General features: G+C 73.9%; 12 protein-coding genes. 2 read left to right on the plus strand and 10 right to left on the minus strand.

Features of this window, described 5'->3' with window-relative positions; all coding sequences use genetic code 11:
• Positions 1-84 precede the first annotated feature (84 nt).
• Both GA0070606_RS08835 and map read right to left on the minus strand, forming a co-directional pair.
• Complete coding sequence (locus GA0070606_RS08835; RefSeq protein WP_091096677.1) at positions 85-801, minus strand: VIT1/CCC1 transporter family protein; 717 nt, start codon at positions 799-801, stop codon at positions 85-87.
• Positions 798-1655, minus strand: a complete 858-nt coding sequence (gene map, locus GA0070606_RS08840) for a type I methionyl aminopeptidase (RefSeq protein WP_091096679.1) — start codon at positions 1653-1655, stop codon at positions 798-800. Before map ends, GA0070606_RS08835 begins: the two co-directional genes overlap by 4 nt.
• Positions 1656-1751: 96 nt before the next feature.
• Here map and GA0070606_RS08845 point away from each other — a divergent pair, with 96 nt between their 5' ends.
• Entirely contained in the window at positions 1752-2069 is a 318-nt protein-coding gene (locus GA0070606_RS08845) for an STAS domain-containing protein (RefSeq protein ID WP_091096681.1), read from the plus strand.
• A 24-nt stretch (positions 2070-2093) separates the two neighbouring features.
• Here the strand turns inward: GA0070606_RS08845 and GA0070606_RS08850 are convergent, their stop codons facing one another.
• From GA0070606_RS08850 to GA0070606_RS08870, 5 genes are all read right to left on the minus strand, one after another.
• On the minus strand, positions 2094-5753 hold the full coding sequence (locus GA0070606_RS08850; RefSeq protein ID WP_091096683.1) for a SpoIIE family protein phosphatase: 3660 nt from the start codon (positions 5751-5753) through the stop codon (positions 2094-2096).
• Between the two features lie 319 nt (positions 5754-6072).
• Positions 6073-6840 carry a 3-oxoacyl-ACP reductase gene (locus GA0070606_RS08855; RefSeq protein ID WP_091096685.1) on the minus strand — a complete coding sequence of 256 codons (768 nt, stop codon included), beginning with the start codon at positions 6838-6840 and terminating at the stop codon, positions 6073-6075.
• Positions 6841-6845: 5 nt separating this feature from the next.
• Positions 6846-8201, minus strand: a complete 1356-nt coding sequence (locus tag GA0070606_RS08860) for an aldehyde dehydrogenase family protein (RefSeq protein ID WP_091096687.1) — start codon at positions 8199-8201, stop codon at positions 6846-6848.
• Between the two features lie 111 nt (positions 8202-8312).
• Positions 8313-9662 carry a glutamine synthetase family protein gene (locus GA0070606_RS08865; RefSeq protein ID WP_281190617.1) on the minus strand — a complete coding sequence of 450 codons (1350 nt, stop codon included), beginning with the start codon at positions 9660-9662 and terminating at the stop codon, positions 8313-8315.
• Between the two features lie 60 nt (positions 9663-9722).
• Positions 9723-10157: a winged helix-turn-helix transcriptional regulator gene (locus tag GA0070606_RS08870; RefSeq protein ID WP_091096690.1), complete on the minus strand. Its 435-nt coding sequence runs from the start codon at positions 10155-10157 to the stop codon at positions 9723-9725.
• A 35-nt stretch (positions 10158-10192) separates the two neighbouring features.
• On the opposite strand from GA0070606_RS08870, the gene GA0070606_RS08875 reads away from it, so the two are divergent.
• Complete coding sequence (locus tag GA0070606_RS08875) at positions 10193-10915, plus strand: NADPH-dependent F420 reductase (protein WP_281190618.1); 723 nt, start codon at positions 10193-10195, stop codon at positions 10913-10915.
• Between the two features lie 366 nt (positions 10916-11281).
• On the opposite strand, the gene GA0070606_RS08880 is transcribed toward GA0070606_RS08875, so the two are convergent.
• The 3 genes from GA0070606_RS08880 to GA0070606_RS08890 form a co-directional block, all read right to left on the minus strand.
• Positions 11282-11776: a DUF456 domain-containing protein gene (locus GA0070606_RS08880; RefSeq protein ID WP_091107500.1), complete on the minus strand. Its 495-nt coding sequence runs from the start codon at positions 11774-11776 to the stop codon at positions 11282-11284.
• Positions 11777-11912: 136 nt separating this feature from the next.
• Positions 11913-14075, minus strand: a complete 2163-nt coding sequence (locus GA0070606_RS08885) for a putative bifunctional diguanylate cyclase/phosphodiesterase (RefSeq protein WP_091096694.1) — start codon at positions 14073-14075, stop codon at positions 11913-11915.
• A 4-nt stretch (positions 14076-14079) separates the two neighbouring features.
• Positions 14080-14898 (minus strand): SAM-dependent methyltransferase, encoded by an 819-nt coding sequence (locus GA0070606_RS08890; RefSeq protein WP_091096695.1) that lies wholly within the window; start codon positions 14896-14898, stop codon positions 14080-14082.
• Between the last annotated feature and the right edge of the window lie 62 nt (positions 14899-14960).

A 14960-nucleotide genomic window follows, 5' to 3' on the forward strand; every position in this document is an offset into this window, starting at 1 on the left:
CGGGCGGGTGGTCCGCGAGGGCGATCACGAGCAGGCGGGACGGCGGCCCGGCCCGCCCGCGTCGCCGGGGTGGGCGACCGTGGCTCAGCCGATGCCGCCCTGGACGCCGATGAGGGCGCCGATCAGGTAGGTGGCGCCGGCCGCCAACGCGCCGAGCAGGAGCTGCCGCAGGCCGCCGGTCCACCAGGGCCGGGCGGTGAACCGGGCGACCACCGCCCCGGCCGCGAAGAGCCCGAGGCCGCCGACGCCCAGCGCGAGCCAGAGGCTCGTCGCGCCGAACAGGTAGGTCAGCAGCGGCACCAGGGCCCCGACCGAGAAGAACAGGAACGACGAGATCGCGGCCGCCCACGGGCTGGGCTGGTCGTCGGGGTCGACGCCCAACTCCTCCCGGACGTGCACCCGCAGGGCCTCCTCCGGGTTGCGCCGCACGGCCTCGGCGACCTGCATGGCGAGGTCGTGCGGCAGGCCCCGGGCGACCCACGCCTGGGCCAGCTCGCGCGCCTCGGCCTCGGGGTGCCGCTCCAGCTCCCGGCGCTCCTTGGCCACCTCGGCCGCGACCTGCTCGTTGGCCGAGCGGACGCTCGTGTACTCCCCCAGCCCCATCGAGATGGCGCCGGCCACCAGGCCGGCGGTGCCGGTGAGCACGATGCTGCGAGGCGACACCCCGCCGCCACCGACGCCCGCGATCAGGGCGATGTTGGTGACCAGGCCGTCCATCGCGCCGAAGACGGCGGGCCGCAGCCAGCCGCCGGAGACGTCCGCGTGGTGTGCCTCGCGCAGCGCGGCAGGGGTGTCGGTCACGGCAGGGTGAGGATCTCGTGGCCGTCCTCGGTCACCACGATCGTGTGCTCGAACTGGGCCGTCCACCTGCGGTCCTTGGTGACCACCGTCCAGCCGTCGTCCCACATGTCGTACTCGTGGGTGCCGAGGGTGATCATCGGCTCGATCGTGAACGTCATCCCCGGCTCCATCACGTCCGTGGGGCGGGGGCTGTCGTAGTGCGGCACGTAGAGCCCGCTGTGGAAGGACTCGCCGATGCCGTGGCCGGTGAAGTCCCGCACCACGCCGTAGCCGAAGCGCTTCGCGTACGACTCGATGACCCGGCCGACGACGTTGATCTGGCGGCCCGGGGCGACCGCGCGGATGCCGCGCATCATCGCCTCGTGGGTCCGCTCGACCAGCAGGCGGGCCTCCTCGCTGACCTCGCCGACGCAGAAGGTGGCATCCGTGTCGCCGTGCACCCCGTTGATGTACGCGGTGACGTCGACGTTGATGATGTCGCCGTCCTGGAGCACCGTCGAGTCGGGGATGCCGTGGCAGATCACCTCGTTGAGGCTGGTGCAGCAGGACTTGGGGAAGCCCTTGTAGCCCAGCGTCGACGGGTAGGCGCCGTGGTCGCAGAGGAACTCGTGCACGACCCGGTCGATCTCGTCGGTGGTCACGCCCGGCTTGCAGTGCTCACCGGCGAGCTGGGTGGCCTGCGCGGCGAGTCGACCGGCGATCCGCATCTTCTCGATCGTCTCGGGGGTCTGCACGTGCGAGCCGCGCCACTGGAGCGGACGCTTCTTGCCGACGTACTCCGGGCGGACGATGTGGGCGGGCACGGCCCGCCACGGGGAGAGCGTGCCTGGGGTCAGCGGCGCACGGACGGTCATGGCCCCAAGCCTATCGCCGCGCGGGCGGGTGACCCCCGCCACCGCCCGCCCGTCCCGGTTGTTGCCGCGCCGCGACCGCTGTGCCATTGTGGCTGCGTGGATCAAGGGGACGCCGCGCCTCCCGTCTTTTCCGCCAGCGCGGAGGTCGACGGTGGTCACGTCCGTGTCGTGGTGACCGGCGAGGTCGACATGGCGACCGCCGACACGATGGTCCAGACGGTGCTGCGGGAGCCGGCCGAGCGGGTGACCCTCGACCTGCGGGCGGTCACCTTCTTCGACTCGGCGGCCATCCACGCCGTGGTCCGCCTGGCCCAGCAGTTCCCCGCCACGCTCGCCGTGCTGCCGTCGCGGCAGGTCCGCCGGGTGCTGGACATCTCCGGCCTGGGCGACCAGGCCTGGCTCCGCTCCGCCTGAGCAGTTCCGCCGCCGGGGGCCCGCTCAGTCCTCCAGCCGCCGGCGCAGCGTCACCTCCGTCCCCTCGGCGGTAGGCGTGACCGACAGCTCTCCCAGCGCCTCGATCAGGGCCAGCCCGCGCCCGCGGAAGCCCGACCCGGTCGGCTCCCGCCACCGGCCGCTGTCGCGCACCGTCGCCACCACCGTGCGGTCCTCGATCGTCACCTCGACGCCGATCGTCGGCTCCGCCGGGTCGACGGGGTGCTCGATGGCGTTGGCCGCCGCCTCGGAGATCGCGACGGTCAGATCGAACAGGTCGGTCTCGTTGACGGAGTGCGCGACGAGGAAGTCCTCCAGACGCTTGCGCAGCACGCTGAGCCGCGTCGGGTCGGCGGGCAGGCGCAGCGCGAACCGGTTCAGCTCCGCCGCCTCCAGGGCGAGCACCGCGACGTCGTCGCGCAGCGGTCGCCCGGCGACCCCCGCCACCACGGCGTCGACGAGGTCGGCCACGTGCTGGCCGGGCGTCGCCGCGTCGCGCCGCAGCCGGGCCAGCGCGGCGTCGATGCCGAGCTGACGGTCCTCGATCAGGCCGTCGGTGTAGAGCAGCAGGCGGCTGCCCGGGGTCAGCTCCCCCTCCACCGTCCGGTAGGACGCCTCCGGAATGGCCCCGACGGGCGGCCCGAGCGCCCGGTCGTGCAGGAACGCCACGTCGTCTCCCCGGATCAGAAGGGGCGAGGGATGGCCGGCGCTCGCATAGCGCAGCCGGCCGGTGCGAGGGCTGAACCAGAGGCAGACCACGGTGGCGAAGGAGCGACCCTCCGTCGTGCCGACCAGCCGGTTGAGGCGGGTCAGCGACTCGCCGGGGTCGAAGCCCTCCAGCACGTACGCCCGCAGCGCGTTGCGGAGCTGCCCCATCGCCGCCGCCGCGCGGACGCCCTTGCCCACCACGTCGCCGATGGCGAGGACCAGCTCGTCGTCGCACAGGGCGATGACGTCGTACCAGTCGCCGCCGACCTCCACGTCGGCGCTGCCGGGCAGGTAGCGGCTGGCGACCAGGGCGCCCGGCAGCTGGGGCAGCGACCGGGGCAGCAGGCTGTGCTGGAGCGTCGTGGCGATGCGGTGCTCGGCCTCGTAGAGCTGGGCGTTCTCAAGCCGCACCCCGACCAGCCGGGCGAGCTGCGTGAGCGCGGCCTCGTCGGTGTCCCCGCCGTCGCCGTCCGGACGCCAGACCCGCAGCTCGCCGAGCTGCTCCCCGTCGGTGCCGGTCAGCGGCAGCACGAAGGACGGCTCGATGGAGGCGAGCCCGCCGCCGTCGGCCTCGAAGCGCATCCCGGTGGCCGAGACCACCACCCGGGCGGCCTCGGCGAGGCTCAGCGCGTGCCGCGCGGCGACCTGGAGCACGTCCGCCGTGGAGCGGGCGGTGTTGACCGCCACCGCGGCGTCGGCAAGCGCCCGCAGCCCCCGGATGATCTGGCCGCGGAGCTGACCCAGCTCGACGTTGGCGCGGACCCGGGCGATCAGCTCCTGCCCGGAGAAGGGCTTGGTGAGGTAGTCGTCGGCGCCGACCGAGAGCCCGGCGACCGCCTCGGCCGAGCCGGCTCTGGCCGAGAGCAGCACGACCGGCACGTGCCGGGTGCGCGGGTCCGCCCGTAGCGCGGCCACCAGCCCGAAGCCGTCCAGCCGGGGCATCATCACGTCGGTCAGCACCAGGTCGAACGAGCCGTCGACGGCCAGCCGCAGCGCCTCCACCCCGTCGGTGACCGCGACCACCTCCCAGGACGGGGCGAGCAACCGGGTGACGTGTTCGCGCAGGTCGGCGTTGTCGTCGGCGACCAGGATCCGGCCGGCGGCGCCGGAGCCGGCGACCCGCGTCGCGCCCTCGCCGGCGCCGCCGGCCCAGAGCGCGGTCTCCGCGACGTAGAGGTCGGCCTGCGTCAGCTCCACCCGGGCCGGCGAGCCGGCGTCGGCGACGCGTTCGGACGGCAGGTGCCCGGCGCCGAACGGGACGGTCACCGTGAACGTGCTGCCCTCGTCGACGCGGCTGGTGACGGCCACCTCGCCGCCGTGCATCTCGACCAGCTCGCGGACCAGCGCCAGCCCGATCCCGGTGCCCTCGTGGGTGCGCGAGCGCACGCCCGGGACTCGGTGGAAGCGCTCGAAGACCTGCGGCAGCTCCTCGGGCACGATGCCGACGCCGGTGTCGGAGACCTCCAGGCGGGCGGCGCCGCCGACCGCGCGGACGCGCACCCGGATCTCGCCGGCGAAGGTGAACTTCACCGCGTTGGAGACCAGGTTGAGGACGATCTTCTCCCACATGTCCCGGTCGACGAAGACCGGCGCGGGCAGCGGCGGGCAGTCGACCACCAGGCGCAGCCCGGCCCGCTCGGTCGCCGAGCGGAACGTGCTGGCCAGCCGGACGGTGTAGTCGGCCAGGTCGGTGGGCTGGTAGCGGGCGGCCAGCCGGCCGGACTCCAGCCGGGAGAAGTCGAGCACCGTGTTGACCAGCTTGAGCAGCCGCAGCGCGTTGCGGTGCATGGTGGTGAGCCGGTCCGTGTACGCCTCGGGCAGCGCCGGGTCGGCGAGCAGGTCCTCCAGCGGGCCGAGCACCAGGGTCAGCGGGGTGCGGAACTCGTGGCTGATGTTGGCGAAGAAGTTGGTCTTGGCCCGGTCCAGGGCGGCCAGCTCGGCGGCGCGGGCGCGCTCCTGCTCGTACGCCTGCTGCGTGCCGACGGCCCGGGAGATCTGCGCGGCCACCAGGTCGAAGAAGTCGCGGTACTCGTCGGTGAACGCGAGCCGGCGGGCGACGCCGACCACGAGCGTCCCGACAATCTCGTTCCCGGCGGCGACCGGCAGCACCAGCGCCCGCTCCGCCGCGTCGGCCGGTACGCGGGCGAACAGCTCGGCCACGGCGACGGTGGCGGGGCCGTCGGCGGCGACCTCGGCCAGCCAGGACGGGGCGGGCCGCTCGGCCTCGGCGGCGTCGAGGCCGCTGCACCCGGCCAACGCGAGAGCGCCGTCCTCGTCGGGCAGGTAGACCAGCGCGAACGGCACGTCCGGCCGGTGGCGGTCGAGCACCGCCGCGGCGGCCCGTCCCAGCTCCGCGGTGCCGCCCACCTCGGCCAGTTCGCTGCCCAGCTCGGCCAGCAGCCGCAGCCGACGCTCCCCGAGCACCCGGCCGGTGGTCTCGTTGACTATGCAGTAGATGCCGTCGACGGTGCCGTCGGCGCCCAGGATCGGGTCGTACGAGACGTCGAAGTACGTCTCCTCCAGGAAGCCGTGCCGGTCGAGCAGGAAGGGGTGGTTCTCGGCGCGGTAGGACCGGCCGTCGCGCCGGACGCCCTCCAGCAGCGGGCCCAGCACGTCCCAGGTCTCCACCCAGTGCTGGCGGGCCGGCTGGCCCAACGCGTCCGGGTGCTTGCCGCCGATGGTCGGCCGGTAGGCGTCGTTGTAGAAGGCGAGTTCGTCCTCGCCCCAGAACATGACGATCTGGGCGCTGGAGGCGAGCATCATGCCGACCGCCGCGCAGAGCGCCGAGGGCCAGCGGTCCGGGCTGCCCAGCGAGGTGGCGCCCCAGTCGAACGAGCGCATCCGCTCGCCCATCTCACCGCCGGTGGCGAAGGCCGCGGCGAGCAGCGGGGGAAACTCCACGTCCCGGACGCGGTGGGACGAGCATCCCTCGTCCACGTCCCCCTGGGCCGAGCCCATGCAGCCTCCCGCTCCGGCCGATCCCCCGTCCGACCCGATGATCCATCCGGCCGTGCCCCGCTCTGTACCCCGACGGACCAGCAACGTAACGCATCACGCGCGTGGCGCGCCGGTTACGTCCGCCTCACCGGGTCGTCGACTGCCCGACAGCTCCGTCGCTGTCGGACGGGACTGAGCGGGCCACCGTCCGAAACCCCGGGCGGCAGCGCGTTCGGTCCCACCGACGGGACTACCCCGGGCCCGCCCGGGCCATCCGTCACATCGTGTGTGATATCGGTGACACCCCCGGCCGACGGCCCTCCACAGCGGAGGAACGGACTCACAGCGGGGTGACGTACGCGCCCGTGATGCCCCCGTCGACCACGAACTGCGCGGCCGTCATGAAGGAGGCGTCGTCGCTGGCGAGGAAGGCCACCGCCGCCGCGATCTCCTCCGGCCGGCCGAACCGCCCCATCGGCACGTGCACCAGCCGGCGCTCCGCGCGCTCCGGGTCGGCGGCGAAGAGCTCCAGCAGCAGCGGGGTGGCGACCGGGCCGGGGCAGAGCGCGTTGACGCGGATGCCCTCCCGGGCGAACTGCACGCCCAGCTCCCGGGTCATCGCCAGCACCCCGCCCTTGCTCGCCGTGTACGCGACCTGCGAGGTGGCCGCCCCCATCAGCGCCACGAACGAGGCGGTGTTGATGATCGAACCCCGGCCCTGCCGGCGCATGTGCGGGATGACGTACCTGCAGCACAGGTAGACGCTCGTCGTGTTGACCCGCAGCACCCGCTCCCAGGCGTCCAGCCCGGTGGTCAGGATGGAGTCGTCCTCCGGCGGGGAGATGCCGGCGTTGTTGAACGCGACGTCGATCCGGCCGTGCCGGGCGGCCACCCCGTCGAAGAGGTCCCGCACGGCCGCCTCGTCGGCGACGTCGGCCGCGACGAACTCGCCGCCGACCTCCTCGGCGGCCCGCCCGCCGGCCTCCGGGTCGATGTCCACGCAGACCACCCGCGCCCCCTCGGCGGCGAACCGCCGCACGGTGGCCAGCCCGATCCCGCTGCCCGCCCCGGTGACCACGGCCACCCGGTCCTGAAGACGACCCCGCACGCGCCTCACTCCTCCGTTGCGATGAACACGTTCTTGACGTCGGTGAAGGCGTGCAGCGCGTCCGGGCCCAGCTCGCGGCCCAGCCCGGAGCGCTTCATCCCGCCGAAGGGCGTCCAGTAGCGCACGGAGGAGTGCGAGTTGACGCTGAGGTTGCCCGACTCCACCGCGCGCGCCACCCGCACGGCACGCCCCACGTCGCGGGTCCAGACGGAACCGGAGAGGCCGTACTCGGTGTCGTTGGCGAGCCGCACCGCGTCGGCCTCGTCGTCGAACGGCAGCACCGAGACGACCGGGCCGAAGATCTCCTCCCGCCAGTGCCGGTCCGCCGGCGAGTCGGCGAGCAGCACCGTCGGGGCGTGCCAGAAGCCGGGGCCGTCGGGGCGCGAGCCGGTGAAGGCGATCCTCGCCCCGTCGACGTACCCGGCCACCCGGTCCCGCTGGGCGGCGGAGATCAGCGGACCCATCTCGGCGGTCTCCCGCGCCGGGTCCTCCACCCGCAGCGCCCGCACCGCCGGTTCGAGCAGCTCCAGGAAGCGGTCGTACGCCGGGCGTTGGACCAGGATCCGCGACCGGGCGCAGCAGTCCTGCCCGGCGTTGTCGAAGACGGCGTACGGCGCGGTGGCCGCCGCCCGCTCCAGGTCGGCGTCGGCGAAGACCAGGTTGGCGCTCTTGCCGCCCAGCTCCAGCGTCAGCCGCTTCACCTGCGCGGCGCAGCCGGCCATGATCCGGGTGCCGACCTCCGTGGAGCCGGTGAAGCAGACCTTGCGGACGGCGGGGTGGGTGACGAACCGCTCCCCCACCACGTCACCCCGGCCGGGCAGCACGGTGAACACGCCGTCGGGCACACCCGCCTCGCGGGCCAGCTCGGCCAGGCGCAGCGCGGTCAGCGGGGTGAGCTCGGCCGGCTTGAGCACCACGGTGTTGCCGGCCGCGAGCGCCGGGGCGAACCCCCACGCGGCGATCGGCATCGGGAAGTTCCACGGCACGATCACCCCGACCACGCCGAGCGGCTCGTGGAAGGTGACGTCCAGGCCGCCGGGGACGGGGATCTGCCGGCCGGTCAGCCGCTCCGGGGCGCCGGCGTAGTAGTCGAGGACGTCCCGGACGTTGCCCGCCTCCCACCGCGCGTTGCCGACGGTGTGCCCGGAGTTGCGCACCTCCAGCAGCGCCAGCTCCTCCAGGTGCGCGTCCACCACCGCGGCGAACCGCCGCAGCACCCGCGCCCGCTCCCCCGGCGCCACCCGGCGCCACCGCTCGTACGCCCGCGCCGCCGCCTCGATCGCCGCATCGGTCTCCTCGACAGACGCGGCGGGCACGCTGGCCACCACCTCCCCCGTGGCCGGGTTCCTCACCTCACTCACGCGCCCACCCTCTCCCCACTCCGGCGATCTTGCAGTTGCTGCCCCGACAAAAGCCACGCGTCACCACGAACCGGCGGCAGAAACTGCAAGATCGCGGGGCGGCGGGGGTGGTCAGAGGCGTTCGAAGCCACGGACGAGTTCCCAGTCGGTGACAGCGGCGTCGAAGGCGGCGAGTTCGACCTTCGCGTGGTTGGCGTAGTGGGCGACCACCTCGTCGCCGAAGGCCTCGCGGGCCACCGCGGAACCCTCCCACAGGACGACGGCGTCGCGGAGGGTGCCGGGGACGCGTTCCGCCGCCGCGTCGTCGTACGCGTTGCCGGTGCACTCCGCGCCCGGCTCCAACTCCCGCTCGATGCCGTGCACCGCCCCCGCGACCAGCGCCGCGATCGCCAGGTACGGGTTGACGTCCGCGCCGGGCACCCGGTTCTCCACCCGCATCCCCTGCCCGTGCCCGACCAGCCGCAGCGCGCAGGTGCGGTTGTCGGTGCCCCAGCGCAGCGCGGTCGGGGCGAACGAGCCGGGCTGGTAACGCTTGTAGGAGTTGACGTTCGGGGCGAACAGGACGCTGAACTCGCGCATCGTGTCCAGCAGCCCGGCGAGCACCCGCTGCCCGGTCACCGACAGGTGCGCCGGCCCGTCGCCGAGCATCGCGGAGCGACCCTCGGCGTCGCGCAGCGAGAAGTGGATGTGGCAGGAACTGCCCTCCCGCTCGTTCGGCTTGGCCATGAAGGTGATCGACATGCCCTCCTGGGCGGCGATCTCCTTCGCCCCGTTCTTGTAGATCACGTGGTGGTCCGCGCAGGCGACCGCCTCGTCGTAGCGGAAGGCGATCTCGTGCTGGCCGAGGTTGCACTCCCCCTTGGCGCTCTCCGGGGTCAGCCCGGCGGCGGCCATCTCGGTGCGGATGCGGCGCAGCAGCGGCTCCACCCGGGCGGTGCCGAGCAGCGAGTAGTCCACGTTGTACTGGTTGGCCGGGGTGAGGTCCCGGTAGCCGCGTCGCCAGGCGTCCTCGTACGAGTCGCGGTAGAGCACGAACTCCAGCTCGGTCCCGGCGTACGCGGTCAGCCCGTGCGCGGCCAGCCGGTCCAGTTGGCGGCGCAGGATCTGCCGGGGCGAGGCGACCACCGGCCCGGACCCGTCGAGCCACTCCAGGTCGGCCAGGAGCATCACGCTGCCCGCCTGCCAGGGCACCCGCCGCAGGGTCGTGAGGTCGGGCACCATCCCGAAGTCGCCGTAGCCGCGCTCCCAGCTCGACATCGCGTACCCGTCGACGGTGTTCATGTCGACGTCCACCGCGAGCAGGTAGTTGCAGCCCTCGCTGCCGCCGGTGGCCACGTGGTCCAGGAAGAAGGGGGCGTGGAACCGTTTGCCCTGCAACCGCCCCTGCATGTCGACCAGGGCGAGCACCACGGTGTCGATCTCGTCCTCGGCCACGGCGACCCGCAACCGTTCCAGCGTCAACGGGGTTCTGCTCGTCAGCGGGCCTCCATCACCAAGGTCTACTGGCAAACCAGATCACCGTCAATGCCCGGCCGGACGCCCCCGCACACCCGACCGGCCGCCGCGGCCGTCCCGCAGCGGCTCGGGGCGCGCCTCGAACCGCTGCTGAGCGGCGAGAACCGCGTCCGCCCACGTGCTGGCCCAGGCACCCATGGCCCGCATGGGCTCCAGCAGCGCGCCGCCCGCCTCCGTCAGGGCGTAGTCCACCCGGGGCGGCGCCTCCCGGTACCGGCGGCGCCGCACCAGGCCGTTGCGCTCGAGGCGGCGCAGGGCGTCGTTGAGGGCCTTGGGGCTGATCCCGCCTATCCGGGTGAGGAGCACCGCGGGACGCGTCGGACCGTACGCGCCGAGGGTGAAGATCACGACGCTGTCCCAGCGGTTGCCGAGCACCTCGAACGCCACCCGGGCCCGGCAGTCCGAGGTGTAGTCGTAGATCTGGTCGGGGTGCTGGGCCATGGGCCCATCCTGCCCTGCTCGTCACACACCGTTCGGTGTGCATCGGCCTGTCTATCGTCCTGCCCGGCGGTCGGATCAGGCCGCCACGGCACGATGATCGGAGGACACGGATGAGGATCGGCATTCTCGGAACGGGCGGCATGGCGACCGCGCTCGGCGGGGCCTGGACCACCGCCGGCCACGACGTGCTGATCGGCGGTCGGGACCAGGAACGGGCGGAGCGGACCGCCGCGTTGGTCGGCGCCGCCGGTCACGGGAGCCTGACCGATGCGGCCCGCCACGGCGAGGCCGTCCTCGTGGCGGTGCCGGCGACACAGGCACCGCACCTGGTCGACCACCTGGCGGCGGACCTCGCGGGGCGGACGGTCGTCGACTGCACCAACCCGATCACACCGACCGGCGAGGGATTGATGCTCGCTGTCGATGGAGCCACCTCGGTCGCCCGGCAACTGGCAGCCACCGCACCCGACGCGCACGTGGTCAAGGCGTTCAACCTCTGCCACGTCAGCATCTGGACCCTGCGTCCGCCGACGTTCGAGGACGTGCCTCTGGCGGTGCCCTATTGCGCCGACCATCCGGCCGCAGCCACTGTCACGGAGACCCTGATCAGCTCGATCGGCTGCACGCCGGCCGCGTGCGGCGGGCTGGCGCGGGCCGCGTACCTGGAGGCGACGGCGGCGCTGGCGATCGGGCTGTGGTGGACGGGCGGGCAGCCCCGCGCCGCGTTTCCGTCGCCGGGCGAGGTGCCGCACCCCTGAATCTCCGCGGTACCGGCGGCCCGCCCCCACGGTAGATGCGACGCGGGTGCCGGTGCCGAAACCGCGTTGCCGTGCGACCGACTCCGAGCGCATGCTTGAGCCCGTGACCAGGCCCGATCGCGACGGGCCCGAGGACCGGGCGCTCGGCAACGCCCGGTCCGCGCGGCGGCGCGGGGCGTCCACCTCTCTCTCACGTACGGCGATCCGCCGTGCCCGACGGACGCCCCACGCCGCCGCCTCCTCCGCCACCGTGCGGCGAATGAGTCGTCTTCCGGCGCAGACCCGCCGGTGACGTCGCGAGCCGGCCGACCCGGGCCGGACGCATCGCGCCCGGGTGGACGGGCTCCGCCCGGACGGTGCGGGACGTCAGGCGAACAGCAGGCCGGCCACCCAGAGCGCGGCGACGACCAGCCCTGCCAGGAACTCGACCAGCATGGACAGCCCGGCCGCCTTCAGCGCCTGCACGGTCGACGGCCAGGCCAGCTGGTTGCTGCCCAGCCGCAGCCGTTCCGCACCCCACACCCCGCCGACGAAGCCGAGCACCAGCCCGACCACCGGGATCACGAAGAACCCGACCAGTCCCAGCAGCCCGCCGGCGAGCAGCGACGACGTCGGCACGCCGGTGCGTTTCAGGTTCCGCCCCGGCCAGGCGTACTTGACCACGGTGCCGCCGACCACCACCACGGTCGCCGCCGCGAGCACCGCCCACCGGCCGGCGCCCGCACCCCCGAAGAGCGCCCACACCAGCACGCCGCCCCAACACAACGGCAGCGCCGGCAGCCCCGGCACCACCACCCCGGCCAGGCCGGCCAGGATGGCCAGCGCGGCCACCACCGACACCGCGGCCTGCGAGTCCGTCAGGTCCGCCCGGCCACCTCCACCCGCCGCGCGTCGCCGGGCACCCGGCAACTCCAGGAGTACGCACACCGCCCGCCACGCGGCACGCCGACGCCCGGGCGGTACCTCCCTCGCCCGCTTCCGCCGAACCGTACCCCGGTCACGCCGCCTCGCCGCGCAGCCGGGCGGTGATCTCCGCCGCCGGGGCCGGCGGGCCGAAGAACCGCCCCTGCCCGGTGTCGCAGCGCAGCGCCCGCAGCCGCTCCGCCTGCACCCCGGTCTCCACCGCCTCCGCGGTGACCCACAGCTCCAGCGCGTGCGCCAGCCGGACCAGCGCGTCCACGATCCGCTCGTCCCGGTGGTCGGCGGTCGCCTCCGGGCCGTCGCCCCGGATCCCCTCCACGAAGGGCCCGGCCAGCTTCAGGCAGTGGATCGGCAGCCGACGCAGGTACGCCAGGTTGGAGTAGCCGGTGCCGAAGTCGTCGATCGCCAGCCGTACGCCCAGCGCGGCCAGCCGATGCAGCGACCGCAGCGGCTCCCCGGCGGTGCCCATCACCGCGCTCTCGGTCAACTCCAGTTGCAGCAGGTCCGCCGGGAGCCCGGTGGAGGCCAGCACGTCCGCGACGGTCTCCACGATGCCGGGGTCGTCGGCCTGCCGGGCGGCCAGGTTGACGCTGACCACCAGGCGCGCCTCGGGGAACTCGCGCCGCCACGCCTCCGCGTCCCGGCAGGCCTGCCGCAGCACCCACTCGCCGAGCCGCACGATCAGGCCGGTCTCCTCGGCCAACCCGATGAACCGGTCCGGCCCGATCAGCCCCAGCTCCGGGTGCTGCCAGCGGACCAGCGCCTCGACGGCCAGCATCGAGCCCTCCAGCAGGGACACGATCGGCTGGTAGTGCAGCACGAACTCGCCCCGGTCGAGGGCCGCCGGCAGCCCGGCGGCCAGCGCGGAACGGGCGATGTCCCGGGCGCCGCGCTCCGGGTCGTAGACCGCCCACCGGCCGCGGCCCTCCGCCTTGGCCCAGTAGAGCGTGGTGTCGGCGGCCTTCATCAGCTCCGACGCGCTCGTCCCGCCGACCGGGCACTCGACGATGCCGATGCTCGCCGACACCGCGAGCTGATGCTCGCCGATCCGGACCGGGGCGGAGACCGCGGTCAGCGCCGCCTCGGCGACGGCCACCGCGTCGTCGATGCCGGTGCCGTCGTCGACCAGGATGACGAACTCGTCCCCGCCCATCCGCGCGACCAGGTGTCCGCGCCCGGCGACGCACTCGGCGAGCCGCTGGGCGATCACCACGAGCAGCCGGTCGCCGAGGTCGTGGCCGAGGCTGTCGTTGACCGCCTTGAAGCCGTCGAGGTCGAGGAAGCAGACCCCGACCCGGTGCTGCGGGTCAGCGAAATCGAAGACCCGGGTCAGCGTCTCGAAGAACAGGGTCCGGTTGGGCAGGCCGGTCAGCGGGTCGTGCAGCGCCTGGAAGCGGAGCCGCTGCTGGAGTTCGTACCGCTCGGTGATGTCCTCGATCATCGCCACGGTGAACCGGGGCCGGCCGTCGTCGTGGCGGATCAGCGAGACGGACAGGTCGGTCCAGACCACGCTGCCGTCCTTGCGGTAGTAGCGCTTCTCGACCCGGGCGCTGTCGTGCTTTCCCTCGATCAACTCCTGGTAGAGCTCCCACATCCCGGCCGCGTCGTCCGGGTGGAACAGCGACGCCACGTTCATCTGCCGCAGTTCCCCGATGGAGTAGCCGAGCATGTCGGCGAACGCCTGGTTGACGTCGATGATCCGGCCGTCGACGCCGGCGATCCCGATGCCCGTGGCCGCGCCGACGAAGACCGCCCGGAACCGGGCCTCGCTGTCGCGCAGCGCCTGCTCGACCTCGTCCCGCGCCTGCCACGCGGAGCGGGCGATCCGCTCCTGCTGGGCGAAGGTGCGGTCGCGCAGGGCGCGGCCGAACCCGGCCGCGAGCGCGCCCTGCAACGCCGCGACGCGCCGCTGCGCGCCGTCGTCGTGCGCCCGGGCGGGCAGCACCTCGGCGAGGAAGCGCTCGCCGAGGGCGCGCACCGACCAGTCGAGCACCCGCGGCTCGGTGAGGTGTTCCCCGATCAGCGCGCGCCCGACCTCCTCGCCGGGCAGGGCCGAGAAGGGCTCGGCGAGCACGGCCTCGGCCAGCCGAACGGTGTGCAGGTGCAGCAGCCGCTCGGTCTCGGCCGCGCTGAGCGGCACGAAACCGAGCCGGCGCACCGCCCGGGACCACTCGGCCGCGTACCGCGACGCGCCCGACCGGCTGAGGTCGTCGCCGCCGGGCTCCGGGACGGCGGCCATGGCCTCAGCCGGTGGCTCGGTCGTGCCGGGCGACGCCGCCGAAGGCGCCGAAGCGCTCCGGGTGGTCGTCCACGTCGGACGGCGAGTCCGGACGCCACAGCGGCATGTGCACCACGCCCGGCTCCAGGATCGTCCAGTCGCCGAAGAAGCCGGTGATCTCGGCCCGGGAGCGCAGCGTGATCTCGGTGTCGGTACGCGCCGAGAGGCGCTGCGCGTCGAGCATCTCCTGCGGCTGGTCCTCGAAGGTGGAATGCGAGATGACCAGGTGGCTGCCCGGGGCGGCGGCGGCCCGCAGGGTGGCGAGGATGTCGCCGGGGCGGTCGGCCTCCGGGACGAAGTGCACCACCCCGGCGAGCAGGATGCCCACCGGCCGGCTGAAGTCGAGCAGCCCCAGGGCGCGGGCCTCGGCCAGGATCCGCTCCGGCTCCCGCAGGTCGGCGTGGATCACCCCGGTCAGCTCGTTGCCGGCGAGCAGCTCGCGGCTGTGCGCCACCGCGACCGGGTCGATGTCGACGTAGACCACCCGGGCCTTCGGGTTGGCCGTCTGGGCCACCTCGTGCACGTTGCCCACGGTCGGGATGCCGGAGCCGATGTCGAGGAACTGGTCGATGCCGGCGTCGAGCAGCGCGCGGACGGCCCGGCGCAGGAACTCGCGGCCGGCGCGCATGGTGGCCGCCAGGTTGGGGGTCATGCCGGCGATCTGCTCGGCGAGCTGCCGGTCGATCTCGAAGTTGTGCGCCCCGCCGAGGAAGTAGTCGTAGACCCGGGCCGCGCTCGGCCGCGAGAGGTCGATCTCGGCGGGAAGTCCGTCCGGCATCTGCACTTGCTGCACCCCATGTCGTCGCCGCGGTGCGGGAGGGAACCGGTGCCGCAGCGCGCGCGGAG

This window comes from Micromonospora citrea (genome assembly GCF_900090315.1).
Lineage (GTDB): Bacteria > Actinomycetota > Actinomycetes > Mycobacteriales > Micromonosporaceae > Micromonospora > Micromonospora citrea.

What these genes read in the sequence shown, in the direction of transcription:
- GA0070606_RS08870 (WP_091096690.1), bottom strand. Translation starts at nt 10,157, where the DNA reads ATGGCCCAGCACCCCGACCAGATCTACGACTACACCTCGGACTGCCGG.
- GA0070606_RS08885 (WP_091096694.1), bottom strand. Translation starts at nt 14,075, where the DNA reads ATGGCCGCCGTCCCGGAGCCCGGCGGCGACGACCTCAGCCGGTCGGGC.
- GA0070606_RS08850 (WP_091096683.1), bottom strand. Translation starts at nt 5,753, where the DNA reads ATGGGCTCGGCCCAGGGGGACGTGGACGAGGGATGCTCGTCCCACCGC.
- map (WP_091096679.1), bottom strand. Translation starts at nt 1,655, where the DNA reads ATGACCGTCCGTGCGCCGCTGACCCCAGGCACGCTCTCCCCGTGGCGG.